The sequence below is a fragment of the Fluviicoccus keumensis genome (assembly GCF_004217445.1).
Lineage (GTDB): Bacteria > Pseudomonadota > Gammaproteobacteria > Pseudomonadales > Moraxellaceae > Fluviicoccus > Fluviicoccus keumensis.
In genome coordinates this window covers 177,908-200,786 of the sequence record NZ_SHKX01000011.1, presented here as the reverse complement: position 1 = coordinate 200,786, position 22,879 = coordinate 177,908, and the positions used below count along the sequence as shown (strand labels likewise).

Sequence of the window (22,879 nt, the reverse complement as noted above, 5' to 3'; positions counted from 1 at the left end):
CGGCCGTCAGACCGCATCCATCGCCTGTCGCAGGTCGCGGAGGATCCCGCTAAGGACGCCGGGAATGGCTTCCGGCACGTCCTGCAACTCGGCGATACGACTGACCAGCGCCGATCCGACCACGACTCCGTCGGCATGACGGGCCACGGCGGCGGCGGTTTCGGCATCCTTAATACCAAAACCGACGCCAATGGGCAAATCGCTGGCCTGGCGAATGGCGGCAATGCGCTCCGCCACTTCGTCGATATCCAGCGTGTTGGAGCCGGTCACACCCTTCAGCGAAACATAATAGACATAGCCGCTGGCTGCGGCCGTGATGTGATGGATACGTTCCGGCGTGGTGGTCGGCGCCAGCAGGAAAATCGGATCTAGACCGTTCTGCTTCAGGCTAGCCGTCAGAATCTCAGACTCCTCCGGCGGCAGGTCCACGGTCAGCACGCCATCGACACCGGCGGCGGCGGCGGCCTTGGCGAAGGCGTCATAGCCCATGATTTCCAGCGGATTCAGGTAGCCCATCAGCACCACGGGCGTCTTGTCATCCTTACGGCGGAACTCGCTGACCATCGCCAGCACCCGCTTGAGCGAGGTGTGATGAACCAATGCGCGTTCGTGGGCCTTGGTAATGGTCGGACCATCCGCCATGGGATCGGAGAACGGAATCCCCAATTCGAGGATGTCGGCGCCGCCTTCCACCAGCGCATGCAGTTGGCCGACAGTATGGTCGGGATGCGGGTCACCGGCGGTGATGTAGGGAATCAGCGCCTTGCGGTTCTGTTGCTTCAACGCGGCGAAGCAGGCCTTGATACGGGACATGTGCTTTCCTGAAAAGTTGACCGGGCGTCACGCCACAATGATGCCGTCGAGCTTGGCGACGGTCAGCAAATCCTTGTCACCGCGACCGGACAGGTTGCAGATGATGATCTCATCCTTACTCATGGTCGGGGCCAGCTTGCTGACATAGGCCAGGGCATGGCTGGATTCCAGCGCGGGAATAATGCCTTCCACCTGGGTCAGGCCGCGGAAGCCCGCGAGGGCCTCATCGTCGGTGATGGCGACATAGTTGACGCGCTTGATGTCCTTCAGCCAGCTATGCTCTGGGCCGACGCCGGGATAATCCAGACCGGCGGAAATGGAGTGGGTCTCGATGATCTGACCGTCATTGTCGGTCATCAGGTAAGTGCGGTTGCCGTGCAGCACGCCGATGCGCCCGGCGCTGAGCGGCGCGGAGTGACGTCCGGTTTCCACGCCGTCACCGGCGGCCTCCACCCCGTACATCTTGACCGACTCATCCGTCAGGAAGGGGTGGAACAGGCCGATGGCGTTGGAACCGCCGCCGACGCAGGCCACCAGCGCGTCCGGCAGTCGGCCGGTCTGCTCCAGACACTGACGGCGGGCTTCACGACCAATGATCGACTGGAAATCGCGCACCAGCATCGGATAAGGGTGCGGCCCGGCGACCGTGCCGATCACATAGTACGTGTTGTCGACATTGGTCACCCAGTCGCGCATGGCTTCGTTCATGGCGTCCTTGAGCGTTTTCGAACCGGAGGTCACCGGCACCACCGTCGCGCCCAGCAGCTTCATGCGATAGACATTCATGGCCTGGCGCTTCACATCTTCCGCGCCCATGTACACCACGCATTCCATGCCCAGACGGGCGGCGATGGTGGCGGTGGCGACGCCATGCTGGCCGGCGCCGGTCTCGGCGATGACACGGGTCTTGCCCGCATGCTTGGCCAGCAGCGCCTGACCGATGGTGTTGTTGACCTTGTGCGCGCCGGTGTGGTTCAGATCTTCCCGCTTCAGGTAAATCTGCGCGCCGCCCAGTTCCCGGCTCCAGCGCTCGGCGTGATAGAGGGGTGACGGACGACCGACGTAATGGGCCATGTCACGGTCAAACTCGGCGATGAACGCCGGATCATCCTTCAGCTTGGCGTACAGCGCCTCCAGTTCCTGCAGAGCCGCCATCAGCGTTTCAGAAACGAAACGACCGCCATGAACGCCGAAGTGACCGCGGTTATCGGGAAAATCCTGGTAATTGATAGCAGTCATGCTGCGTTTACTCCCGCCATGAAGGCTTGCATCAGCGTAAAATCTTTAAGTCCCTTGCCCAGCTCCACCCCGCCGCTGACATCAACCGCATAGGGTTGGGTGAGATGGATGGCTTCGGCAACGTTTTCCGGGGTGAGTCCGCCTGCCAGAATCAGCGACAAACCGCTGTGTTTCGGCCAGTGCCGCCAATCAAAGGTCTCGCCGGTGCCGCCCTTGAGCTGCGGGTGCCAGGCATCCAGCAAAATGCCCGCCGCGTCGCGGTAGTCGCGGATTTTGGCGGCCACATCCAGACCGGGCTGCATGCGCAGCGCCTTGATCCAGGGCTGCCTGAACCCGGCGCAGTATTCGGGACTTTCATCGCCGTGAAACTGCAGCAAGCCCAGCGGCGCGGTAGCCAGCACATCGCGCACCTGCTGCGCGTCAGCATCCACGAACAAGCCGGTCGTAGTCACGAACGGCGGCAGGCGGGCAATGATTTCGGCCGCTTTCTCCGGCGCGACATAGCGCGGACTGGGCGGATAGAAGACAAACCCCAAGGCATCGGCCCCGAGCCGCACGGCGTCGAGGGCATCCTCCAGACGGGTTATGCCACAGATTTTGACTCGGGTTCGATACGACAAGGGCTGTTCTGCATTGGAAAAAACAAGGCCCCGATTCTAGCAGCGATTCAGCCCTGCAACCACACCGGGCCGGGCGCTTCGCGTGGTAATTCAAACTCCGGCGGGTAAAGTGCGTCCACGAAGTACAGGCCGCCGGGACTGGCGGTCACCCCGCCCTGGGTGCGGTCCCTGACCCGGATCAAGTCCTGCACCCATTCCGGTTCGGCCTTACCCTCGCCGATGCGCATCAACACCCCGGCAATATTACGCACCATGTGATGCAGAAAACCGTCGGCCTGGATATCAAGGATGATCAGCGGCCCCTGACGCCAGACTTTCAGGAAATGGACATCACGGACCGGTTGCCGCGACTGGCACTCGACGGCGCGAAAGGTGGTGAAGTCATGACGTCCGACCAGATAGGTGGCCGCCCGCTGCATGCGCTCGACATCCAGCGGATGGTAGTGCCAGGTCACCTTGCCGGCTAGCTGGCTGGATCGCTGCGGGCTGTTGAAGATGATAAAGCGGTAACGCCGGGCCACAGCCTTGAAGCGGGCGTGAAACTCATCACTGACTGGCTGTATCCAGCGCAGGGCAATATCCGGCGGTAATTGGGTGTTGGTTCCCAGTACCCAGTTGTAGGGCTTACGAATCGAGGGGCTGTCGAAATGGGCGATCATGCCGGAGGCATGCACGCCGGCATCGGTGCGGCCGGCGGCATGCACAATAACCGGATGCGCGGCAATTTTCGACAGGGCGATTTCCAGGGTCAACTGGACGCTGGGGACGCCTTCCTGCTGGGTTTGCCAGCCCCGGTAACCGTTGCCGTCATAATCAATACCGATGGCGTAACGCATGCGCCCTGCCCCAAAAATAAAAGAGGCCGCTTTTTAAAGCGGCCTCAGGGTTGACGTCAAGAGGTGATCAGGCAATACGCATCAGCATGCCCTGGGCTTCCTGGCGCTGATCTTCCTTGCCTTCGGCAACCACTTCTTCCAGCAAGTCGCGGGCGGCAGCCTTGTCACCCATTTCAACGTAGGCGCGCGCCAACTCCAGGCGGGTAGTGTTTTCGTCAGTCGTGGCCAGGAAAGAAAATTCCTGATCGAGCGCAGCCAGTGCATCGGCGGAACCGTCACCCAGATCGAAGCCAGACTCATCGTCCAACGAGGATCCGGCTGCCTGACCGGCCAGTTCGGCATCAAATGCCGCTGCAGCCGAACCCAGGTCAACGGACTCGAAGGCCTCGAAAGACGCGGCCGGGGCAGGCTCGACCACCGGTTCGGGTGTCGTTGCAAAATCATCAAAATTGAAATCGCCGTCCAGAGCCTCCAGTCCGGACTGGGTTTCATGACGGATTTCTACATCCGTCACCGGCAGGTTGATCTGGCTGACGTTGAACTCTTCCAGTTCCAGTCCTTCGGCCAACCCGGCCATTTCATCAACAGCCGCAACCGGCTCAATAGCAGCAGTCTCGACAACCGGTTCAGGGACAACAACCGGCTCAGGGGCGGCTACCGCCTCCTCTTCCTTGTAGGCGGACAGCGCCTTCTCGAAGTCGAACTCCGGCAAAGCCTCAACCGGCGCAGCGACCGCTTCCGGCGTTACCTTGTTCTCTTCCAGGAATGCGTCCAGGCTATCGAGCGACAGCTCGGCAGCCGAATCCGGTTGGGCGGACGGCGCCTCAAATGCGAAATCAAGATCGGCGGCGGGGGCCGTTTCGACCGGGGCAGGCTCCGACTTGGTGAAGTTGAATTCCAGACTGGAGTCCAGCAGGGCATCCAGTTCATCAACCTTGGCAGGAGCAGCCTGTTCCGGCTCACGGATTTCGACGTCGACGGCCTTCAGGTTCGGCTGTGACAGACTGAGCGCGAAGTCTTTCTCCAGGTCCTCAAGGCTGGGCCCGGCAGAGTCTTCTTTCTTGATGCCGGTGGGAGCGTACTCAACAACACCTTCGGCATGAGCGGGAGCGGCGGCATGCTTGACCTCCTCCGGCAGGCGGCGCTTGATTTCATCCGCCTTGAAAAGCGCTTCAAGCTCACCCAGCGATTCCAGACGGGCATACTGGTCTTCAAAACTTTGACGGTCATTCTGACGGACAAAGATTTCCAGCAGCAGCAAATGCAGATCCGAACGATCCGGCGTTTGCGCAAGCGCCTTGTTCAAAACGCCCACGGCCTGCGGATAGCGCTCCAGATTGAAATACGCTTGCGCCTCTTCCAGCGGGTCCGCCGGTTTCTTGACTTCGGGAGCCGGAGCCGGCTTGGGCGCCGCCTGAACAGGCGTCGGAGCGGGTGCGGATGCGGGAGTGGCGGGCTTGGGTGCGGCGGGACGGGCCGCAGGAGCCTCGGGTTTGCGCGCGCGGGACTTAAAGAAGAAAATCGCGGCGACAATCAGCAGAAGAGCAACTCCGCCCACAACCGGCATCATCGACCCGCCGGACGCCTTGGCCGGCGCATCCGCCGCCTTGGCCTCACTGGACAGGAAGGACTGGGTGGCAACACCGCAAGCCAGGGTCGCAATCGCCTTGCGCTCAAGATGCTTGTCGGTGCCCTTGTTCTTGGCCTGTTCCTGGGCGCGGGCTTTTAACTGAGCTTCCAATTGGGCGAGGCGGGCATTTTGCATGGCTATTTTCGTGTCGTTGATCTTCAGTTTGCTTTGCAGGGCAGCCACTTCTCCCGCCAAACCGGCGGCATGGGCCGGTTTCGGGGCAGAATTGCCGGATTGGGAGGGTTTTGCAGCCGCAACCCCCCCCTTGCCGCGAGAAGACGCCGAGTGATGGCTGTCGGGATGGCCGGTTGCATTCTTTCCGCCATCAGCGGCGACCAGCTTCATCTCTACCCGGGGCTGGGCCGTCACGGTGACCGGCTTTGAGGCGGCCGCGGTGGCATTGATCTGCTTGCCGCTCAGCTTGCGCGCCTCGGCGGCCGCGGAATTGCGCGAGGAAAGCATCTGGGCCGCTTCGCGATCACCGGAGGACTGCACCTCCCCCAGGGTTGGAACTCGCAATACCTGACCGTCACGCAGCATATTGATATTGTTGGCGACGAATGCCTGGGGATTGGCCTTGTACAGGGCCTGCATCATGCGCGGGACGCTGATGTCACGCGCCGGGCGGACACGCTGGGCGATGGACCACAGGCTGTCGCGACGGCGAACCTGATAGGTCGGAGCCTGGTCCGGCTCAGCCACAGGAGCGGCGGCCATCAACTCAGGCTGGGGAGCCGGCGCTTCCGGGCGGGCCGCAGGAACAGGCTCAACGGTGGCGACCACGGGCGCGGCAGGCTCGACCGGGCGTGAGGAGGCGACAACGGGAGGATCCAGCAGGATGGGCAGCTCCTGCAGGCGGGTATTGCCCGGCCAGCTGATGCGGATCACAAAGTCGAGGAACGGTTCGGAAACACGCTTCGAGCTGGAAACCCGGATAAAGGAGCGCGCGCCCGGGTTGACCACCACTTCAAAACGGAGATCCGTCAGGAAAAAACTTCTCTCAATGCCCAGTCGCTGAAAGTCTTCCTGGGTAGCCAAACCGACACGGATATCCTCACTGGTAAGATCACCCAGATCGCTCAGCTCGACCTCAACCCGTAATGGTTGGCCAAGCGCGGACTTGGTCTGGATATCGCGAACAGCCAGGGCGTGTGAAAGACCCGGCAGCATTACCCCCATGCCCAGTAATGCCAGAGTCAGCTTGCGCAGAACCATTATTTGTTTCCTTTGCTGGTTATTCTTGACGTTGACGGGGAGAACCCCGAGACCAGACCGGTAAACTCCGGCCAAAGCCTGTAAATTTTTACTGTTTTTTATCACAAGGCTTCTGTAACTCGCAATCACTAAAGGATTTTCGGCCCTTTATTTCTTGTGGATTGCCAAAGGCTGGTCATTTTCCGGTTTTTGCCGGTATCGACCGTATATGCGCCGCGTGACCGCCATTGATCAAGCACTGTTCACAGCCGGCCTGCGCTTGGGGTATTGTGGGGGGCGGCCATCCGATGTCGCCCGAACGGATTTACAGCGAGGTTGAATGAGGACTGTGGATACCGCCTACCTGTTGTCGCGAATCAGCCTGGGCGACCGACAGGCTTTCAGGCATTTTTATGACGCCACCTCCCCGCGCCTGTACGCGATTGCGCTGGGGTTGCTGAGACGGCGCGATGAGGCGGAAGAGGTCCTGCAGGACACTTATGTCGGCCTGTGGCACAGTGCACGGACTTACAACCCCGAGCGCGGCACCGTCCAGACCTGGCTGAACACTATCATCCGCAACCGCTGCATTGACCGGTTGCGACAAAGCGACCGCCGACTGGTGCAACCGGATGATGAAAGCTGGTCGAAGATTGCCTCGGACCTGCCGACGCCCCTGCACCACTTGATGACGGATCAGGACAGCAAGGCGCTGGCGCGGTGTCTCGAGCAACTGGATGTGCACCAGCAGGAGTCGCTGGCGCTGGCTTTTTTTGAAGGACTGAGCCACACCGAACTGGCCGGGCGTCTTGACACCCCCTTGGGCACCGTCAAGGCCCGGATCCGGCGCGGGCTGGTACAACTGCGGCAGTGCATGCAGACATGAAATACGATCACCCTGAACTGCGGCACCGGCTGGCGGCGGAATATGTGCTGGGCACCCTGCAAGGCAAGGCCCGGGACAGATTTATCGCCTTGATGGCCAAAGACCCTGAGTGGCAACGGATTACCCGTGCGTGGGAAACCCGCCTGAACCCGTGGGCGAACGCCCTCCCCCCGCATGCCCCGCCCGAACAGGTTTGGGCCAACATCCGCGCCCGCGTCGGCGGCGACTTCGAGCCGGAGCCCTTCTTCAGCCTGGCGTTCTGGCGCGGCTGGGCTTTCGGGGCAACAGCCGCCGCCCTGATGCTGCTCACGTTCGTCGTCCTGCGTCCCGCCCCGGCGCCACTCCTGGAGCTTGCCGTGATCAGTACTCCGGAAGGAAAGCCCAACTGGTTGGTCCGACTGGATGAACCGCATCAACGCCTGAGCATCGCCACCCTGTTTCCGGTCGCGGTCGACAAGGACAAAGCACTGGAATTATGGGCTATCCCGGACGGCAAAGCGCCCGTATCGCTGGGCTTGCTGCGCATGAACGGAAAAACGGCCGAGGTGGAGCTATCCGACCAAGGCGTGCAACGACTGGCGATGGCCGGCACGCTGGCGATCAGCGTGGAGCCGTCCGGTGGTTCGCCAACCGGCCTGCCGACCGGACCGGTGATCGGCAGCGGCAAACCGGTGCTGAAAATCTGAACGGCGCCCGTATCCGGAGCGGATACGGGCGCCGGACTGACTCAGGCGATACTGACCACAATCTTGCCGAACTGCGCGCCGTTCGCCATGTGCTCGAAGGCGGCCTTGCCGTTTACCAGCGTATAGACACTGTCGACGACCGGCACGATCTGGTGCTTTTCCACAAAATCGACCATGGCGGAAAACTCCTGATCGCTGCCCATGGTTGAACCGAGGATGCTGGCCTGCTTCCAGAACAGCTTCTGTGGATTGAGATTGTTGATATTGCCCTGGCCGCCGCCATAGAACGCGATACGGCCGCCGAAAGCCACCAGATCGACCAGCGCGGCGAAGCCGTTACCACCCGCGCTGTCGATGATCACGTCCATTTCCCCGTGCGCCTTGGCGAAGGCCTTCTGCCAGCCTTCTTCCTTGTAATTGGCTCCGGCCTTGGCGCCCATGGCGATGGCCCGAGAAATCTTGTCCTCGCTGCCGGACGTCACGAACACCTGCGCGCCGCACGCCACGGCGAACTGCAGGGCAAACAACGCCACGCCGCCGCCAACACCGCTGATCAGCACTTTTTCATGCGGTTGCAGACCGGCGCGGCCGAACAGGGCGCGGTAGGCGGTCATGCCTGCCAGCGGCAAGGCGGCCGCTTGTTCGATCAGCAGGTGCCCGGGCTTGGCGCGAACGCGGTCGGCGTCGACCACCACGTATTCCGCCAGCGTGCCGTCCTTCGGCAAGCCGAGGATGCTGTAGGAGCGCAGCTGGTGCCGGGGATTGTCGCCCCAGCCCACATTCGGATTGAGGATCACTTCCTGGCCGATCAGGGCGTCATCAACCCCCTCGCCCACCGCCACCACTTCGCCGACGCCATCGGAACCGAGGATGGTCGGATACTTGATGCCCGCGTACATGCCCTTGGTGATCCAGACATCACGGTGGTTGAGCGCGGCGGCCTTGACCTTGACCAGCACTTCACCGGAACCGGCGGCGGGCTTGGGATAATCGGGATTGAAGACGACACCGTCTTCTTTGCTGGTGAGTACGAGCGCTTTCATGGGCATTCCTGCATCGGGCCATAAGAATTCCGGTTCGTGCGAGCCGGGGTGGAACGTGCGGAAAGAGTGGGGAGTTTGGCGCTGGAAATCAAGCGTGAAAGCAGGACAAAAAACAAAGGGCGTCACCGGGACGCCCTTGTCGGACCGATAACCGCTCAGGCGGCGATCAGCAGGCGCAGCATGCGGCGCAGCGGTTCGGCGGCGCCCCACAGCAGTTGGTCGCCGATCACGAAGGCGGAAATGTATTCCGGACCCATGTTCAGCTTGCGCACACGGCCGACGCCGATGTCGAGCTTGCCGGTAATCGAGGCCGGGGTCAGTTCCTTGACCGAGATTTCACGGTCGTTCGGCACCCACTTCACCCACGGATTGCCGGACTTGATGATTGATTCAATCTCGCTGAGCGGCAAGTCCTTCTTCAGCTTCACGGTCAAGGCGAGGCTGTGGCAGCGCATGGCGCCGATACGCACGCACAGGCCGTCCACCGGAATGGTGCTGGCGGTGCCGAGGATCTTGTTGACTTCCGCCTGCCCCTTCCACTCTTCCTTGGACTGGCCGTTGTCGAGCTGCTTGTCGATCCAGGGGATCAGGCCGCCCGCCAGCGGCGCACCGAAGAATTCGGTGGGCACGTCTTCACGGATGCATTGGGCGACCTTGCGGTCGATATCGAGGATGGCGGAGGACGGAGTCGCCAGTTCGGCTTCGACGGCCGAATGGATGACGCCCATGCCCTTCAGCAGTTCGCGCATGTGGTTGGCGCCGCCGCCGGAGGCTGCCTGATAGGTCATGGAGCTGATCCAGTCGACCAGACCAGCGTGGAACAGGCCGCCCATGCCCATCAGCATGATGGAGTTGGTGCAATTGCCGCCGATGTAGTTCTTGATGCCCTTGGCCAGACCGTCCTTGATGACGTTCAGGTTGACCGGATCAAGGACGATGATGGCGTCATTTTCCATGCGCAGCGACGACGCGGCGTCGATCCAGTAGCCGTTCCAGCCGGCGGCGCGCAGCTTGGGGAAGACTTCGCCGGTGTAGTCGCCGCCCTGGCAGGTGAGGATGACGTCCATGGACTTGAGGGCGTCGATGTCCTTGGCGTCCATCAGCGCCGGGGCGGTCTTGCCGCCGAAGGACGGGGAAGCGCCGCCGACGCTGCTGGTGGTGAAGTAATAGGGTTCGAAGTGGGCGAAGTCGTTTTCTTCGACCATGCGTTGCATCAGTACGGAGCCGACCATGCCGCGCCAGCCTACAAGACCTACTCGCATTTTGTGTTCCTCAATTCGTGTGTTCGGGTATGCGGTGGCGGGTCGGTATGGCTACCGTCATCCGCCTGCCGCGGGCCCTACTTTTGTCTTGGCAAAAGTAGGCAAAACCGTTGTCCTTCGCCAAACTCGCGCGCGGTCAGCTCTCTGCTGAACCGCCGTGCGCGACTTCGACCTTCCGCTGATTCCTGTCGTGTGGCTCAAACATTGGCTACGGACAGGAGGGTTGCGTCTTTACAGCGCGGCCACGACGGCTTCGCCCATTTCCTGGGTGCCAACCTTCTTCGTGCCTTCCGTCCAGATATCCGCGGTGCGCAGGCCTTGGTCCAGAACTTTACCCACGGCGGTTTCAATGGCGTTTGCCGCTTCGCCTTCGTTGAAGGTATAGCGCAACATCATGGCGACGGACAGGATGGTGGCCAGCGGGTTGGCGATGCCCTTGCCGGCGATGTCCGGGGCGGAGCCGTGGCAGGGTTCGTACATGCCCTTCTTCTGCTGGTCGAGCGAGGCGCTTGGCAGCATGCCGATGGAGCCGGTGAGCATGGCGGCTTCGTCAGAGAGAATATCGCCGAAGAGGTTGCCGGTGACGATGACGTCAAACTGCTTGGGGTTGCGCACCAGCTGCATGGCGGCGTTGTCGACGTACATGTGCGACAGCTGCACTTCCGGGTATTCCTTGCCGACTTCGGTGGTGATTTCCTTCCACAGTTCGGTCACTTCCAGCACGTTGGCCTTGTCGACCGAGCAGACCTTCTTGTTGCGCTGCATGGCGAGCTGGAAGGCGACGTGGGCGATGCGGCGGATTTCGCTTTCGCTGTAGACGTCGGTGTTGTAGCCCTGACGCTCGCCGTTTTCCAGCGTGCGCACGCCGCGCGGCTGACCGAAGTAGATGCCGCCGGTCAGTTCACGCACGATCAGGATATCCAGTCCGGCGACGATTTCCGGCTTCAGGCTGGAAGCGGAAGCCAGTTGCGGATACAGGATGGCCGGACGCAGATTGGCGAACAGGTTCAGTTCGGAACGGATCTTCAGCAGGCCGCGCTCCGGACGGATCGAGCGTTCGATGGTGTCCCACTTCGGACCGCCGACGGCGGCCAACAGCACGGCGTCGGCCTTGCGGGCGGCTTCCAGGGTCTGGTCGGGCAGCGGCACGCCGTGGGCGTCGATGGCGCAGCCGCCCAGCAGTTCATGGCTCCAGCTCAGGCCGAGGTTGAAGCGTTCGTTGACCTTGGCGAGGACCTTTTCGCCTTCGGCCATGATTTCCGGGCCGATGCCGTCGCCGGAGAGGATCACAATATGTTTCGACATGTCTTTCTTCCAGGGGATGCGCCTTAGCGCATCGCGGTTTGAAATTCGGGGAGCCAGGGCGCGCCGCGCGCGCCCGCCATTCGCTTAACGCAGGGCGTTGAACACCCACGGCCGCGCTGCGCGGGCCTTGGCCTCAAAGGCATGGATGTCGTCGGCCACTTGCAGCGTCAGGCCGATGTCATCCAGGCCGTTCAACAGGCAATGACGGCGGAAGTTATCGACGCTGAAGCTGAAGGCCTCGCCGTTCGGTCGGATCACCTGCAGTTTTTCCAGATCAACGGTGAGCTGGTAGCCTTCGGTCGCCTCGCACTCCTTGAACAGGATGTCGACCTGATCTTCCGGCAGGATCACCGGCAACAGACCGTTCTTGAAACAGTTGTTGAAGAAGATGTCGGCGAAGCTGGAGGCGATGACGGCGCGGAAGCCGTATTCGTCCAGCGCCCACGGCGCGTGCTCGCGGCTGGAGCCGCAACCGAAGTTCTGGCGGGCCAGCAATACCTTCGCGCCTTGGTAACGCGGCTGGTTGAGCACGAATTCCGTGTTCAGCGCACGCTTGGAGCAGTCCTGTCCGGGGTAGCCTTCGTCCAGGTAACGCCACTCGTCAAAGAGGTTGACGCCAAAGCCGCTGCGCTTGATCGACTTCAGGAATTGCTTGGGAATGATCTGGTCGGTGTCGACGTTGGCGCGATCCAGCGGAGCCGCCACGCCGGTGACAACGGTAAATGCTTGCATGGTCGTGCTCCTGTCAGAAATGACGTACGTCAACAAAGTGGCCGGCAATCGCCGCCGCCGCCGCCATGGCCGGACTGACCAGGTGGGTGCGGCCGCCGTTGCCCTGGCGTCCTTCGAAGTTGCGGTTGGACGTGGAGGCGCAATGCTCGCCGGACATCAGCTTGTCGGCGTTCATGGCCAGGCACATCGAGCAACCCGGCTCGCGCCATTCGAAACCGGCGGCGACAAAGACCTTGTCCAGCCCTTCCGCCTCGGCCTGCTTCTTTACCAGACCGGAACCCGGCACCACCATCGCCTGCTTGACCGAGGCAGCCACGGAGCGGCCCTTGATCACGGCGGCGGCGGCGCGCAGGTCTTCGATGCGCGAGTTGGTGCAGGAGCCGATGAATACGCGGTCGAGCTTGATCGCGGTGACCGGCGCTTCCGGGGTCAGGCCCATGTACTGGTAGGCGCGCTCCCAGGAATTGCGCTGCACGGCGTCGGCGGCGGTGGCCAGCGCGGGCAGGGTCGCGGTCACGGGCAACACCATTTCCGGCGAAGTGCCCCACGACACTTGCGGCTCGATGGCGGCGCCGTCAATGTCGATGATGGCGTCGAAATGCGCGCCGTCATCAGACACCAGCGTTTGCCAGTAAGCCACGGCGGCATCCCACTGGTCGGCCTTAGGCGCGAAGGGCTTGCCGCGGAAGTACTCGATGGTCTTTTCATCCACCGCCACCATGCCGACGCGCGCGCCGGCCTCGATGGCCATGTTGCAGACGGTCATGCGGCCTTCCATGCTCATGTCGCGGAACACCTGACCGCCGAACTCAATGGCGTAGCCGGTGCCGCCGGCGGTACCGATCTTGCCGATGATGGCCAGCACCACGTCCTTCGCGGTGACGCCCGCGCCGAGTTGGCCGTTGACGCGGATCAGCATGTTCTTCGACTTCTTCTGCACCAGGCATTGCGTGGCCAGCACGTGTTCCACTTCACTGGTGCCGATGCCGTGCGCGAGGCAGGCGAACGCGCCGTGCGTGGCGGTATGCGAGTCGCCGCAGACCACGGTCATGCCCGGCAAGGTGAGACCCTGCTCCGGACCGACGACGTGGACGATGCCCTGACGCTCGTCAAAGATGTCGAATTCGACCACGCCGAATTCCTTGCAGTTGTCATCCAGCGTCTGCACCTGGATGCGCGAGGTTTCGTCCTTGATGCCGGCGATGCCGTGCGTGCGCTCTTCCTTGTCGGTAGGCACGTTGTGGTCGGGCGTGGCGATGTTGGCGTCGAGCCGCCACGGCTGGCGACCGGCCAGCTTCAGGCCTTCAAAGGCTTGCGGGCTGGTCACTTCGTGCAGCAACTGGCGGTCGATGTAGATGAGGCAGGAGCCGTCGTCGCGTTGCTTGACGAGGTGGTCATCCCATAATTTGTCGTAGAGCGTCTTGGCGGTCATGGCGGAATTCCCCTTGCAGTGCCGGGTGATAGGGGGATTTTATGACCGCCCTCCTCATAACACAATTTTATAATTTTTATGGATTGAATAGATTTATGGAATCAAACATGGCCCGCTCCCACCTTACTTTCCCCAAGCCGCAGGGGAACAGGTAGAATATGCGCCCTTAATTTCCTTTCGACGCAGGCGCGACCCCATGAGCATCAACTGGTTCCCCGGCCACATGAACAAGGCGATCCGCGAGATCAAGGAACTGCTGCCCAAGGTCGACCTGATCATCGAGATTGTCGACGCCCGTATTCCCTACAGCAGCTCCAATCCGGTGATCGAGCAGTTTCGCGGCAAGAAGCCGTGGATCCGCCTGCTGAACAAGAGCGACCTGGCCGATCCCGACGTCACCCCATTGTGGCAGGCGCACTGGGAAAAGCAGCAAGGCGTGAAGGCCATTGCCGTCACCTCGCAACGTCCGGAGCAGATCCGCAGCCTGATCGGCCTGATCAAGAACATCCTCAAGGGCAAGGAAAACGCGCTGGGCAACGTCACGGTGCTGATCACCGGCATCCCCAACGTCGGCAAGTCCACCATCATCAACATCCTGGCGGGCAAGCAGATCGCCAAGACCGGCAACGAACCGGCCATCACCAAGGGCCAGCAGTGCATCAACCTCAATAACGGCATCCTGCTCTACGACACGCCCGGCATCCTGTGGCCGAAGATCGAGAACGTGCCCAGCGGCTACCGCCTGGCCGCCACCGGCGCCATCAAGGAAACCGCGATGAGCGCCGATGACGTCGCGGTGTTCACCGTCGGCTTCCTGATGAAGGCCTATCCGGAACAGATGAAGGAGCGCTTCAAGCTGGATGTGCTGCCCGAAGGCGAAGTGGATTTCCTGGAAATGATCGGCCGTCAGCGCGGCTGTCTGGGCAGTGGCGGCCATGTCGACTTCCACAAGATTTCCAACATCCTGCTGCAGGAGTTGCGCAACATCGTCATCGGCCGCGTCACCCTGGAAACGCCGGAGATGATCGAGCAGGAACTGGTGATCGTGGAGCAGAAACGCGCCGAGAAGGCGGCCAAGGAAGCGGCAAAGAAGAAAAAGCCGTTGGGTGACCAGCCCCGGCACCGCGACTGACGCGGCGAGCCGGGCACCGCCCTAGCGCGCCCGCCCGGCCTTGCTCTCGTACATCAGCACATCCCCTTCGCGCAGCAACGCGTCCAGCGACAGCGCATTCTCCGGGTCCACCTGCACCACGCCGCACGAGAAGCGGATTTCATAGCCCCGCTCCGCCTCGCGGTTATGGGCCTCCAGCCCTTCCCGCAAGCGCTCGATGACGGTCGTCACCTTCTCGCGGGTGGTGTCGATGCACAACGCCGCGAACTCGTCGCCGCCCAGCCGCGCCACCAGATCGGATGCGCGCAGGCTGCGCCGCAAATGGGCGGCGAACACCGTCAGCGCCACATCCCCTTCGCCATGCCCGAAGCGGTCGTTGACCGGCTTCAGGCCATCAAGATCGAAGAAAGCCAGCGTCGCGGGCGTCAGCTGGCGCTGGCACAGCTTCAGCACTTGCGGCGCCAGCATCATGAAGCCGCGACGATTGCAGACGCCGGTCAGTTCATCCATGGTCGCCAGGAACAGGATGGCCAACTCCTGCTCGACGATAGCAGCCAGGTCACGCAGGGCGTCACGATCCTCCTGGCTGAACTCCCGGGGCTGCCGGTCAATCACGCACAGCGTGCCCAGCAGGCTTCCGTTCGGTGCTTTCAGCGGGGAACCGGCGTAAAAGCGGATGCATGGCTCGCCCGTCACCAGCGGATTGTCGGCAAAGCGGGCGTCGGCGGCGGCATCGGGGATCACCAGCAGGTCGTTGCCGAGAATGGCGTGGGCGCAGAAGGAAACGTCGCGCGGCGTTTCGCGCACCTCCAGCCCCTGGCAGGACTTGAACCACTGGCGGTTGCTGTCGATCAGACTGACCAGCGCGATCGGCACCCGGAAAACCCGCTGCGCGAGGCGCGTCAGGCGGTCAAAACGCTCTTCCGGCAGCGTATCGAGAATGTTCAGCGACATCAGGGTACGCAGGCGGACATCTTCATCCGGCGGAAAATCGGGGACTTGCATGCACCACTCCTTGCCGCCGGAGCCGGTCTGGCGGGAATACGAATATCCGCCAATACTCCCCCGATCCGCCCTCGCCCGACAATAGAAAAGTTTTATACTTCAGTCACAATTCATAAAACCACGGCATCCCATGAATACCGCCGACGTTCTGGCCTTCATCGAGGTCGCCCGCACCGAGTCCTTCTCGCAAGCCGCCGAGCGGCTGTTCCTGACCCAGCCCGCCATCAGCAAGCGCGTCAGCAATCTGGAAGAGTCGCTGGGCGTGCAGTTGTTTGACCGCGTCGGCCGCCGCGTGCAACTGACCGAGGCGGGACGGGCGTTGCTGCCCCGCGCCCGCCAGTGGCTGCTGGATTTCGACGACATCCGCAAAAGCATCGCCGATCTCAGCGGCCCGATTACCGGCGTGCTGCGCATCGGCACCTCCCACCATATCGGCCTCCACCGCCTGCCGCCGACGCTGCGCCGCTTCTCGCAGCAGTATCCGGACGTACGGCTGGACATCCAGTTCATCGACTCGGAGGAGGCTTACGAATCCGTGCTGAGCGGTGATCTGGAGCTGGGCATCGTCACCCTGCCGCCGGTACCGGATGCGCGCCTGCTGGCCGAGGAAATCTGGGATGACCCCCTCGCCTTTGTCGCCGGACGCGATCATCCGCTGGCCAGCAAGCCGGGGCTGGCCTTGCCGGATCTGACCAGCCATCCCGCCATCCTGCCGTCGCTGAATACCTTCACCCGCCAGATTGCTGCGAAGCTGTTTCAGGAATCGCACCTGGAACTGAACGTGACCATGGCTACCAATTACCTGGAAACCATCCGCATGATGGTGTCGATCGGCTTGGGCTGGAGCGTGCTGCCCGCCAGCATGGCCAACGAGGACATGGTGCTGCTGCCGCTGTCCGGCGTCGAAATGCATCGCAGTCTGGGGGTGGTGTATCATCCTCGCAGAACCCTGTCGCGGGCGGCCGGCGCCATGCTGGAGATGCTGCGGCGGGATCGCGATGCCCCGGCTTGAATGACATGAGAAAAACCACGATGCGGCGAATCCTCCCCCTGCTGTCCGCGCTGTTGCTGGCCGCCTGCCAGTCCGTCCCCCTGCCGCCTCCGATTCCCAAGGCCAATGCGGCGGAACTGTTGCAGGCCAGCCGCTTCCGCACGCCGCTCTATTTTCTGGAAACGCCGCTGTATGACCCGGATGTGACGCAATGGATTCCGCAGCGCTTTCTGGACGAGGTACGCGGTACCATCCAGAGTACGATCGACAATCCCTTCACCGATACGCAACTGCAGCAGGAGCTGTCACGAACCCTGAGCGGCGAGGACATGCAGGCGGTGATCGACTTCTATCAGTCGCCCACTGGACAGGCGGTGCTGCGGGCGGAAACCAGCTTCCGGGAGCGGCTGAATACTCCGGCTGCGGGCACAGGCCCCGAAACGCAGGAATTACTGAAAGCTGTTCAGCTGAACGAGGCGTTGAATGCCGTGTTCATGGCCAGCGCCGATGCGCTGATCGAACGGCTGGATACCTATGACTGCCTGGCGCTGATGCAGATTCCCGGCTCGCACATCGGGCTGAACATCGCCAAGCGCAACCGGGTGGGCTTCATGAGCCGTCAGGTGCGGCGCTCGCTGGCCAATCTCTACGGCGGATTGACGGCAGAACAGCTGCAAGGCTACCTGCAATTCGCGCAAAGCCCGCTGGGGCAGCGCTACTTCAAGGCGCGCGCCGAGGCGCTGGCAACCATCGGCACGGATTTCGGGCAACGGGTGGCGGAAGCCATTGCCCCGGGCCTGCCCGAGTGCGTCGGCTCCATTCGCACCAGCGGCGGCTGAACGCTCAGGCGTCCAACACCACCTTGGCGGAATCAGGGTAGGACGTGCACAGGTACACGGCCTGCCCCAGGGCATTGCCGCTCACCTTCCCTTCCTTCAGCGTCAGCTTGCAACTGCCGCACATGCCCTTGCAGCAACCCGACTCCACCGGCACGCCGTGACGGCGCGCCGCTTCCAGCAGGGTCAGCCCCGCATCGTCCGCCGTCAATTGCACCGTGGTATTGAGGTGGTTGAAGCGGATTTCCGGCGGCGCGCTCTGGAAATCGATCGTACCCACGCTTTCCACCCCGGCCAGCGTGAAACGCTCGGTATGCAGACGGCCCAGGTTGTAGCCCAGCTCTGTCAGCAGCAACACCATGCTTTCCATGAATCCGGCAGGACCGCAGAGGTAGATGTCGCGGTCACGGAAGTCGGGATAGCGGGCCTCGAAGTTCTCAATGGTCAACGGCGCTGAAAAGCCTTCCGCCGTTTCCCGGCTCAGCGCGATATCCACCGACAGCCGCTCTTTCCAGCCGCGCAGGCTGTCGGCAAAAATCACGTCCTTTGCGCTGGCGAAACGGGCATGCAGTTGCATATCCACCGCATCCCCCGAGGCCAGACGCTCGGCAATCATGGCATGACAGGGCGTAATCCCCGACCCGGCGCACAGGAACAGCAGCTTGTCCTGCCCGCGATAGCGGAAACACCCCTGCGCCTGGCTCAACCCCACCACCCCGCCCGGCTTCAGCCAGTCGTGCATCCAGCCGGAGACTTCGCCCAGCCCGGCGCGCTTGACGGTGATGCTGATACCGCCGCCCGGAAGCACGGTCGGACTATAACAACGGGTCAGTGACTGGCAGTCGACGTCCACCGTCACTTCCACATATTGCCCCGCCTGCATCCCCTTCCAGTGCTGGTTCGGCATCAGAGTGAAGGTTTTCACGCCCGGCGCTTCGTCATGGACTGCGGTGACCACCGCCTTTAGCTCATAGGTCCACAGGAAGTCATTCACGGCGCGGTTCAGCACCGTCATGGTGTTGGAAGCCAGATAGTCCATCCGGTCCCGTCCCAGCCACTGCAATGCCCGGACGCTGGCGCGAGCCTTCAATGCCTGCAACATGGATCAGGCCTCCGCCTTGTTGGGGAAGGAATATTTCCACATCACCTTCACATAATTGCGGATGGCCTTGCCCCAGCTGTCGTTGAGCTTGTAGGTGATGCCGTGCTTGGCGCAGACCGCCTTCACTTCCTTCGCCATGTCCGGGTAACGGTGCGAGGGAATGTCCGGAAACAGATGATGCTCGATCTGGTAATTAAGGTGCCCCCAGAGGATGCTCATGCGGCGGCTGCCCTTGAAGTTCACCGACGAATCCAGCTGCGACAGGTACCAGCGGCCCTTGTGGTCGATGGCGTCTTCCGGTTGCAACGGTTCGGTGAAATGCGTGGCCTGGATGGTCAGGCCGATCCAGTAGTTGTTGACCATGTCGGCGATGGCGTTGCCCGCCAGCACCCGCAGCGGCGAACGCCCGGTCAGCAGCGCCAGCGCCGGGAAGACGGCATACTCCTTGAACAGCACGCGGTTGATGGAGCGGCTGTTGCGCTTCTGGCGTTCTTCCAGCGACTGGCCGCCGGTATCGACCAGCGCATAGCCTTCGTTGCCAGCCGGGAAGGCCTCGGCGCGATAGTCCTGCGCGAAGCCCAGGTTCTGGCCGTTGAAGCGGTACAGCATAGTGGGATAGACGCCGAACATGTACAGCGGCACCTGCCAGCGGTGCGCCGGATTCCACGGCGTCTGGGCGTTGGTGCGCAGCAGGCCGTGGTTCAGGTCGGGATCCTTTTCATAGACATTGGTGTGCACATGGTGCATGGCGTTGTGCTCGCGCCGCCAGCCTTCCTCGTCAATCGGGGCTTTCCACTTGAAATTGTGGGCGTGGAACTCCGGAATCTCCGGAAAATAGTCGTACTGGCCGTGCAGTACGTTGTGGCCGATCTCGATGGCTTCCAGATTGCGGTGCAGCCACACCAGCCCGGTGCCGGCGATAAAGCTGAGCGGCCCGCGACCGAACCACAGCAGCCCGCGACCGGCGACCTCCGCCAGCCGCGAATTGCGGCGCAAGCGGCGGATGTAGGCCACGTCCTCCGCACCCAGTTGCGCCCGGGCGCGGGCGCGGATCGCTTCGAATTCCTGTTCGATGGCATCAAGACGGGCGTCATCATTCGGGGTGGCGGCGGTCAGGGGGCGGTCGGCCGTCCGGGGCTCCAGCAGTTCGGTCATGGCGGGCTGTTTTCAAGGGTGAAAGAGGCGCGCAATCTAGCACAGAAAACCGTATTTTCTGTATGGCTGTGCAGCCGCCGGACACGAATTCTTACAGCAGGCGCAGCGGCTCCTCGTCCATCAGCACTACCTGCTGTTCCAGCTCCGCCACATGCTGCTCCCAGTAGCCGGGACTGTTGAACCAGGGGAAGTAGCGCGGAAAGGCCGGATCGTCCCAGCGCGAGGCCAGCCACCCGGCGTAATGGATCATGCGCAGGCTGCGCAGCCCTTCCACCAGCACCAGTTCCGACGCGTTGAAGTCACAGAACATGCTGTAGCCGTCCAGCATTTCCGCCAGTTGCAATTCCTGTTCGTGACGGGTTCCGGCCAACAGCATCCACAGGTCCTGCACCGCCGGAGCGGACTGGCAATCGTCAAAATCCACCAGCCACGGCCCGTCGTCGCGCGTCCACAGGATGTTGCCGGGATGACAGTCGCCATGCGTGCGGATGTAAGCGGCATCTTCCAACCCGGTCGCGGCAATCTGCTGGCGCAAGCGGGCGATCACCGCGGCGTAACGATCATTAAGGCTAGACGGCAGGAAGCCGCCGGACTGTACAACGTGTGAGGGAGTATCCAGAAAACGGGCAAGCGTCAGCGCCGGACGATGCACAAAAGGCTTTTGACGGCCAATGGCGTGCATGCGACCCAGCAACATGCCAATGCGATGCAATTGTTCGTAGTCACCCGGCTCAGGGGCTTGCCCGCCTTTGCGCTGGAACAGGGTGAAGCGGTAATCCTCGAAATCGTTAAGCGTGCGGCTGGCGTCATCCGGCACCGGGCCGACCACAGGCAGCTCCGCCGCGGCCAGTTCGCGGCAGAAATCATGCTCTTCCTGAATCTGGGCATCGCTCCAGCGGGCGGGACGGTAGAACTTGGCGATCAGCGGCAGCGACTCTTCAATGCCCACCTGATAGACCCGGTTCTCATAGCTGTTCAGCGCCATGACCCGGGCATCACTCAGGCGACCAGTGCTTTCCACGGCGTTGATCACCAGATCGGGGGACAGCCGGGAGTAATCATCCAGCGACAGCGAAGACATGAACGGCATCCGCAACGGTAAAACGCGGATGATGCCACAGTCCGGCAGCGGGCGGGTTTATTCCTCGCCGCAGGCGCGGTTGGCGGGGACGGCTACATCCATCAGGCGCGGGTTGGGCAATTTCAGGTTGGCCATCAGCTGCACGTACGCGGCCTCATCAGTCACCTGCAAGCGGGGGTTATGGGCACGTTCCTCGGCAATGGTACTGGAAGTCCAGCCCTTGTAATCATGGCCGGGCCAGACTTCGGTATCGCCGGGCAAGGCCAGCAGGCGTTGCAGGCTGCGGTACTGGGCAGCGGCGTCGCCATTCTGGAAATCAGTGCGGCCGGTACCGCGAATCAACAGGGTGTCGCCGGTAAACAGCAGGCGGCGGTTGCCGGTTTCCAGCAGGAAAGAATAGGAGTCGCTGGTATGGCCGGGGGTATACATCACCTGCAAGGTCAGGTTGCCCACGGACAGGCGGTCGCCTTCGCGGAAAGTAGCGCTGACGCACTCGCTGGAGGTCGGCTCACCCAGCAGGGTTCGGCAGCCGGTAGCGGTACGCAGGCTGCCTGCCGCCGTCACGTGGTCCGCATGGATATGGGTCTCGATCACCTGTTCCAGCCGCAAATCCAGTTCCCTCAGCAATTGCAGGTAACCGTTCAGTTCCGACTTCACCGGGTCGATCAACAGCGCCTGCCGAGTCTGCTCATCCGCAATCAGATAGGTGTAGGTACTGGACTCGCGTTCAAACAACTGACGGAAGATCATTTCTTAACTCCAGGCTCGCCATAAGGTTTGCATCGCCAGCAGGGCCACCATGACGGCGAAGCCCTGCTGCAGCGCCGGTCCGGCCACGCGACGGGCTACCACGCTGCCCGCCGCCATACCCAGCACCGCGCCACCGACCAGGCTCAGCAGTAACGGCATCGGCAGGCTTTGCAGACGCAGGAAGTTGCCAAAACCGACCACGGACACCACGCCGATCACACCCAGTGAGGTCGCCACCGCCATGCGCATCGGCAGATTGGTGAGCAACACCAGCATTGGTACAATCACAAAGCCGCCGCCCACACCGAACAGGCCGGAGAGCACACCCGCCAGTGCGCCCGCCAATAGCAAACGCAGCACGCACGGTGATTGCAGGTAAAGGGGCTTACCGGTCAACCGGCATACCGGCCCGCCCTCGGCCTCATCCAGTTCAGGACTGGCGCGCAACAAGCGGGTATCTTCGGGGTGTTGCCGGGCCTGACGCCACATGCGAATACTGATCAAGGCGGCCAGGGCTGCAAACGCCGTCAGCAACGCCGGCTCGGGAAACTGTCGCCCCAACCACTGCCCCACCGGCGTCAGCAGCGCTCCGGCTCCGGCCATCACCGCCACCAGAAACCACTGGATCTGGCCCGACCGCCACCGCAGCAGCACACCCAGCCAGGCCGCCAGCCCGACCGCTCCCAGTGACAGGCCGCTCGCGGTGGTCATCGGCAAGTGCAGCAGGGTCATCAACAGCGGCAGCGCCAGAATCGAACCGCCCGCACCGGTCAGGCCCAGCACCAGCCCGATCAGGCTGCCGATCAGCAGCGCGATCATGCCGCCCTAGCCTTGCACGATGGGCAGTCCCGCGCCCATGCAGGCGTTGGTGCCGCCCTCCACCACCACCACGTTCAAGCCGGTCTGCTGCACCAGTTGCGCCGCCGCCATCTGCGCCCGCATGCCTGCCTGGCAGAGCACGAATACCGGTTCCTCATGTTTCAGGCCCTGCGCCTGCAAATCGGCCTCGATCCGGGCGGGATTCAGTTCGTTGAGGGGATAAAGTCGAGCGCCGTCGACATGCTGGGCCTGATACTCGGCCGGGCCGCGCACATCAATCATGAACAGGCCGGGACGGTAGTGTTCGCGGAAATTCTGGATACTGATCATCTTGATGGACATGGCGTCGAC

Annotated in this window: 22 protein-coding genes; 5 read left to right on the top strand and 17 right to left on the bottom strand. The window is 62.4% G+C overall.

Going from position 1 to position 22,879, the window contains the following annotated elements; translation table 11 throughout:
- Positions 1–6: 6 nt before the first annotated feature.
- The 5 genes from trpA to EV700_RS06275 all read right to left on the bottom strand — a co-directional run bounded on the left by trpA (position 7) and on the right by EV700_RS06275 (position 6,353).
- A complete protein-coding gene (gene trpA, locus EV700_RS06295; RefSeq protein ID WP_130411894.1) occupies positions 7–813 on the bottom strand; it encodes a tryptophan synthase subunit alpha in 807 nt (268 codons plus the stop codon).
- A gap of 27 nt (positions 814–840) precedes the next feature.
- A complete protein-coding gene (gene trpB, locus EV700_RS06290) occupies positions 841–2,052 on the bottom strand; it encodes a tryptophan synthase subunit beta (protein WP_130411892.1) in 1,212 nt (403 codons plus the stop codon).
- Entirely contained in the window at positions 2,049–2,672 is a 624-nt protein-coding gene (locus tag EV700_RS06285; RefSeq protein WP_130411890.1) for a phosphoribosylanthranilate isomerase, read from the bottom strand. Before EV700_RS06285 ends, trpB begins: the two co-directional genes overlap by 4 nt.
- A 47-nt stretch (positions 2,673–2,719) precedes the next feature.
- Positions 2,720–3,508 (bottom strand): tRNA pseudouridine(38-40) synthase TruA, encoded by a 789-nt coding sequence (truA, locus tag EV700_RS06280; protein WP_130411888.1) that lies wholly within the window; start codon positions 3,506–3,508, stop codon positions 2,720–2,722.
- A 67-nt stretch (positions 3,509–3,575) separates the two neighbouring features.
- On the bottom strand, positions 3,576–6,353 hold the full coding sequence (locus EV700_RS06275) for a motility hub landmark protein FimV (protein WP_130411886.1): 2,778 nt from the start codon (positions 6,351–6,353) through the stop codon (positions 3,576–3,578).
- A 319-nt stretch (positions 6,354–6,672) separates the two neighbouring features.
- Here EV700_RS06275 and EV700_RS06270 point away from each other — a divergent pair, with 319 nt between their 5' ends.
- The gene (locus EV700_RS06270; RefSeq protein WP_130411884.1) at positions 6,673–7,218 is read left to right on the top strand and encodes a sigma-70 family RNA polymerase sigma factor; all 546 of its coding nucleotides are present in this window, start codon (positions 6,673–6,675) and stop codon (positions 7,216–7,218) included.
- Complete coding sequence (locus EV700_RS06265) at positions 7,215–7,904, top strand: anti-sigma factor (RefSeq protein WP_130411882.1); 690 nt, start codon at positions 7,215–7,217, stop codon at positions 7,902–7,904. Before EV700_RS06270 ends, EV700_RS06265 begins: the two co-directional genes overlap by 4 nt.
- A 41-nt stretch (positions 7,905–7,945) precedes the next feature.
- Here EV700_RS06265 and EV700_RS06260 read toward each other — a convergent pair whose 3' ends face one another.
- The 5 genes from EV700_RS06260 to leuC all read right to left on the bottom strand — a co-directional run bounded on the left by EV700_RS06260 (position 7,946) and on the right by leuC (position 13,678).
- Positions 7,946–8,947 (bottom strand): zinc-binding dehydrogenase, encoded by a 1,002-nt coding sequence (locus EV700_RS06260; RefSeq protein WP_130411880.1) that lies wholly within the window; start codon positions 8,945–8,947, stop codon positions 7,946–7,948.
- Between the two features lie 155 nt (positions 8,948–9,102).
- Complete coding sequence (gene asd, locus EV700_RS06255) at positions 9,103–10,209, bottom strand: aspartate-semialdehyde dehydrogenase (protein WP_130411878.1); 1,107 nt, start codon at positions 10,207–10,209, stop codon at positions 9,103–9,105.
- 231 nt (positions 10,210–10,440) lie between these two features.
- A complete protein-coding gene (gene leuB, locus EV700_RS06250; protein WP_130411876.1) occupies positions 10,441–11,514 on the bottom strand; it encodes a 3-isopropylmalate dehydrogenase in 1,074 nt (357 codons plus the stop codon).
- 84 nt (positions 11,515–11,598) lie between these two features.
- Positions 11,599–12,246 (bottom strand): 3-isopropylmalate dehydratase small subunit, encoded by a 648-nt coding sequence (leuD, locus tag EV700_RS06245; RefSeq protein ID WP_130411874.1) that lies wholly within the window; start codon positions 12,244–12,246, stop codon positions 11,599–11,601.
- Between the two features lie 13 nt (positions 12,247–12,259).
- Positions 12,260–13,678 carry a 3-isopropylmalate dehydratase large subunit gene (leuC, locus tag EV700_RS06240; RefSeq protein ID WP_130411872.1) on the bottom strand — a complete coding sequence of 473 codons (1,419 nt, stop codon included), beginning with the start codon at positions 13,676–13,678 and terminating at the stop codon, positions 12,260–12,262.
- A 196-nt stretch (positions 13,679–13,874) separates the two neighbouring features.
- Here leuC and ylqF point away from each other — a divergent pair, with 196 nt between their 5' ends.
- Entirely contained in the window at positions 13,875–14,810 is a 936-nt protein-coding gene (ylqF, locus tag EV700_RS06235; RefSeq protein ID WP_130411870.1) for a ribosome biogenesis GTPase YlqF, read from the top strand.
- 21 nt (positions 14,811–14,831) lie between these two features.
- On the opposite strand, the gene EV700_RS06230 is transcribed toward ylqF, so the two are convergent.
- Positions 14,832–15,794 (bottom strand): sensor domain-containing diguanylate cyclase, encoded by a 963-nt coding sequence (locus EV700_RS06230; RefSeq protein ID WP_130411868.1) that lies wholly within the window; start codon positions 15,792–15,794, stop codon positions 14,832–14,834.
- A gap of 130 nt (positions 15,795–15,924) precedes the next feature.
- On the opposite strand from EV700_RS06230, the gene EV700_RS06225 reads away from it, so the two are divergent.
- Both EV700_RS06225 and EV700_RS06220 read left to right on the top strand, forming a co-directional pair.
- Positions 15,925–16,806, top strand: a complete 882-nt coding sequence (locus EV700_RS06225; protein ID WP_130411866.1) for a LysR family transcriptional regulator — start codon at positions 15,925–15,927, stop codon at positions 16,804–16,806.
- A gap of 20 nt (positions 16,807–16,826) precedes the next feature.
- Positions 16,827–17,624, top strand: coding sequence for a DUF2059 domain-containing protein (locus tag EV700_RS06220; protein ID WP_165391354.1), 798 nt, complete (start codon positions 16,827–16,829; stop codon positions 17,622–17,624).
- A gap of 4 nt (positions 17,625–17,628) precedes the next feature.
- Here EV700_RS06220 and EV700_RS06215 read toward each other — a convergent pair whose 3' ends face one another.
- The 6 genes from EV700_RS06215 to EV700_RS06190 form a co-directional block, all read right to left on the bottom strand.
- Positions 17,629–18,723: a flavin reductase family protein gene (locus EV700_RS06215; RefSeq protein WP_130411862.1), complete on the bottom strand. Its 1,095-nt coding sequence runs from the start codon at positions 18,721–18,723 to the stop codon at positions 17,629–17,631.
- A 3-nt stretch (positions 18,724–18,726) separates the two neighbouring features.
- A complete protein-coding gene (locus EV700_RS06210) occupies positions 18,727–19,878 on the bottom strand; it encodes a fatty acid desaturase family protein (protein WP_130411860.1) in 1,152 nt (383 codons plus the stop codon).
- 91 nt (positions 19,879–19,969) lie between these two features.
- Entirely contained in the window at positions 19,970–20,959 is a 990-nt protein-coding gene (locus EV700_RS06205; protein ID WP_130411858.1) for a serine/threonine protein kinase, read from the bottom strand.
- A 57-nt stretch (positions 20,960–21,016) separates the two neighbouring features.
- A complete protein-coding gene (locus EV700_RS06200; RefSeq protein WP_130411856.1) occupies positions 21,017–21,709 on the bottom strand; it encodes an MBL fold metallo-hydrolase in 693 nt (230 codons plus the stop codon).
- Between the two features lie 3 nt (positions 21,710–21,712).
- Positions 21,713–22,528 carry a sulfite exporter TauE/SafE family protein gene (locus tag EV700_RS06195; RefSeq protein ID WP_130411854.1) on the bottom strand — a complete coding sequence of 272 codons (816 nt, stop codon included), beginning with the start codon at positions 22,526–22,528 and terminating at the stop codon, positions 21,713–21,715.
- A 6-nt stretch (positions 22,529–22,534) separates the two neighbouring features.
- Positions 22,535–22,870 carry a rhodanese-like domain-containing protein gene (locus EV700_RS06190; protein ID WP_130411852.1) on the bottom strand — a complete coding sequence of 112 codons (336 nt, stop codon included), beginning with the start codon at positions 22,868–22,870 and terminating at the stop codon, positions 22,535–22,537.
- Positions 22,871–22,879 lie beyond the last annotated feature (9 nt).

What these genes read in the sequence shown, in the direction of transcription:
- EV700_RS06230 (WP_130411868.1), bottom strand. Translation starts at nt 15,794, where the DNA reads ATGCAAGTCCCCGATTTTCCGCCGGATGAAGATGTCCGCCTGCGTACC.
- trpA (WP_130411894.1), bottom strand. Translation starts at nt 813, where the DNA reads ATGTCCCGTATCAAGGCCTGCTTCGCCGCGTTGAAGCAACAGAACCGC.
- leuD (WP_130411874.1), bottom strand. Translation starts at nt 12,246, where the DNA reads ATGCAAGCATTTACCGTTGTCACCGGCGTGGCGGCTCCGCTGGATCGC.
- EV700_RS06190 (WP_130411852.1), bottom strand. Translation starts at nt 22,870, where the DNA reads ATGTCCATCAAGATGATCAGTATCCAGAATTTCCGCGAACACTACCGT.
- EV700_RS06200 (WP_130411856.1), bottom strand. Translation starts at nt 21,709, where the DNA reads ATGATCTTCCGTCAGTTGTTTGAACGCGAGTCCAGTACCTACACCTAT.
- leuC (WP_130411872.1), bottom strand. Translation starts at nt 13,678, where the DNA reads ATGACCGCCAAGACGCTCTACGACAAATTATGGGATGACCACCTCGTC.
- ylqF (WP_130411870.1), top strand. Translation starts at nt 13,875, where the DNA reads ATGAGCATCAACTGGTTCCCCGGCCACATGAACAAGGCGATCCGCGAG.
- EV700_RS06195 (WP_130411854.1), bottom strand. Translation starts at nt 22,528, where the DNA reads ATGATCGCGCTGCTGATCGGCAGCCTGATCGGGCTGGTGCTGGGCCTG.
- EV700_RS06265 (WP_130411882.1), top strand. Translation starts at nt 7,215, where the DNA reads ATGAAATACGATCACCCTGAACTGCGGCACCGGCTGGCGGCGGAATAT.
- EV700_RS06215 (WP_130411862.1), bottom strand. Translation starts at nt 18,723, where the DNA reads ATGTTGCAGGCATTGAAGGCTCGCGCCAGCGTCCGGGCATTGCAGTGG.
- trpB (WP_130411892.1), bottom strand. Translation starts at nt 2,052, where the DNA reads ATGACTGCTATCAATTACCAGGATTTTCCCGATAACCGCGGTCACTTC.
- EV700_RS06260 (WP_130411880.1), bottom strand. Translation starts at nt 8,947, where the DNA reads ATGAAAGCGCTCGTACTCACCAGCAAAGAAGACGGTGTCGTCTTCAAT.
- leuB (WP_130411876.1), bottom strand. Translation starts at nt 11,514, where the DNA reads ATGTCGAAACATATTGTGATCCTCTCCGGCGACGGCATCGGCCCGGAA.
- EV700_RS06270 (WP_130411884.1), top strand. Translation starts at nt 6,673, where the DNA reads ATGAGGACTGTGGATACCGCCTACCTGTTGTCGCGAATCAGCCTGGGC.
- EV700_RS06205 (WP_130411858.1), bottom strand. Translation starts at nt 20,959, where the DNA reads ATGTCTTCGCTGTCGCTGGATGATTACTCCCGGCTGTCCCCCGATCTG.
- EV700_RS06225 (WP_130411866.1), top strand. Translation starts at nt 15,925, where the DNA reads ATGAATACCGCCGACGTTCTGGCCTTCATCGAGGTCGCCCGCACCGAG.
- EV700_RS06275 (WP_130411886.1), bottom strand. Translation starts at nt 6,353, where the DNA reads ATGGTTCTGCGCAAGCTGACTCTGGCATTACTGGGCATGGGGGTAATG.
- EV700_RS06210 (WP_130411860.1), bottom strand. Translation starts at nt 19,878, where the DNA reads ATGACCGAACTGCTGGAGCCCCGGACGGCCGACCGCCCCCTGACCGCC.
- EV700_RS06220 (WP_165391354.1), top strand. Translation starts at nt 16,827, where the DNA reads ATGCGGCGAATCCTCCCCCTGCTGTCCGCGCTGTTGCTGGCCGCCTGC.
- truA (WP_130411888.1), bottom strand. Translation starts at nt 3,508, where the DNA reads ATGCGTTACGCCATCGGTATTGATTATGACGGCAACGGTTACCGGGGC.
- asd (WP_130411878.1), bottom strand. Translation starts at nt 10,209, where the DNA reads ATGCGAGTAGGTCTTGTAGGCTGGCGCGGCATGGTCGGCTCCGTACTG.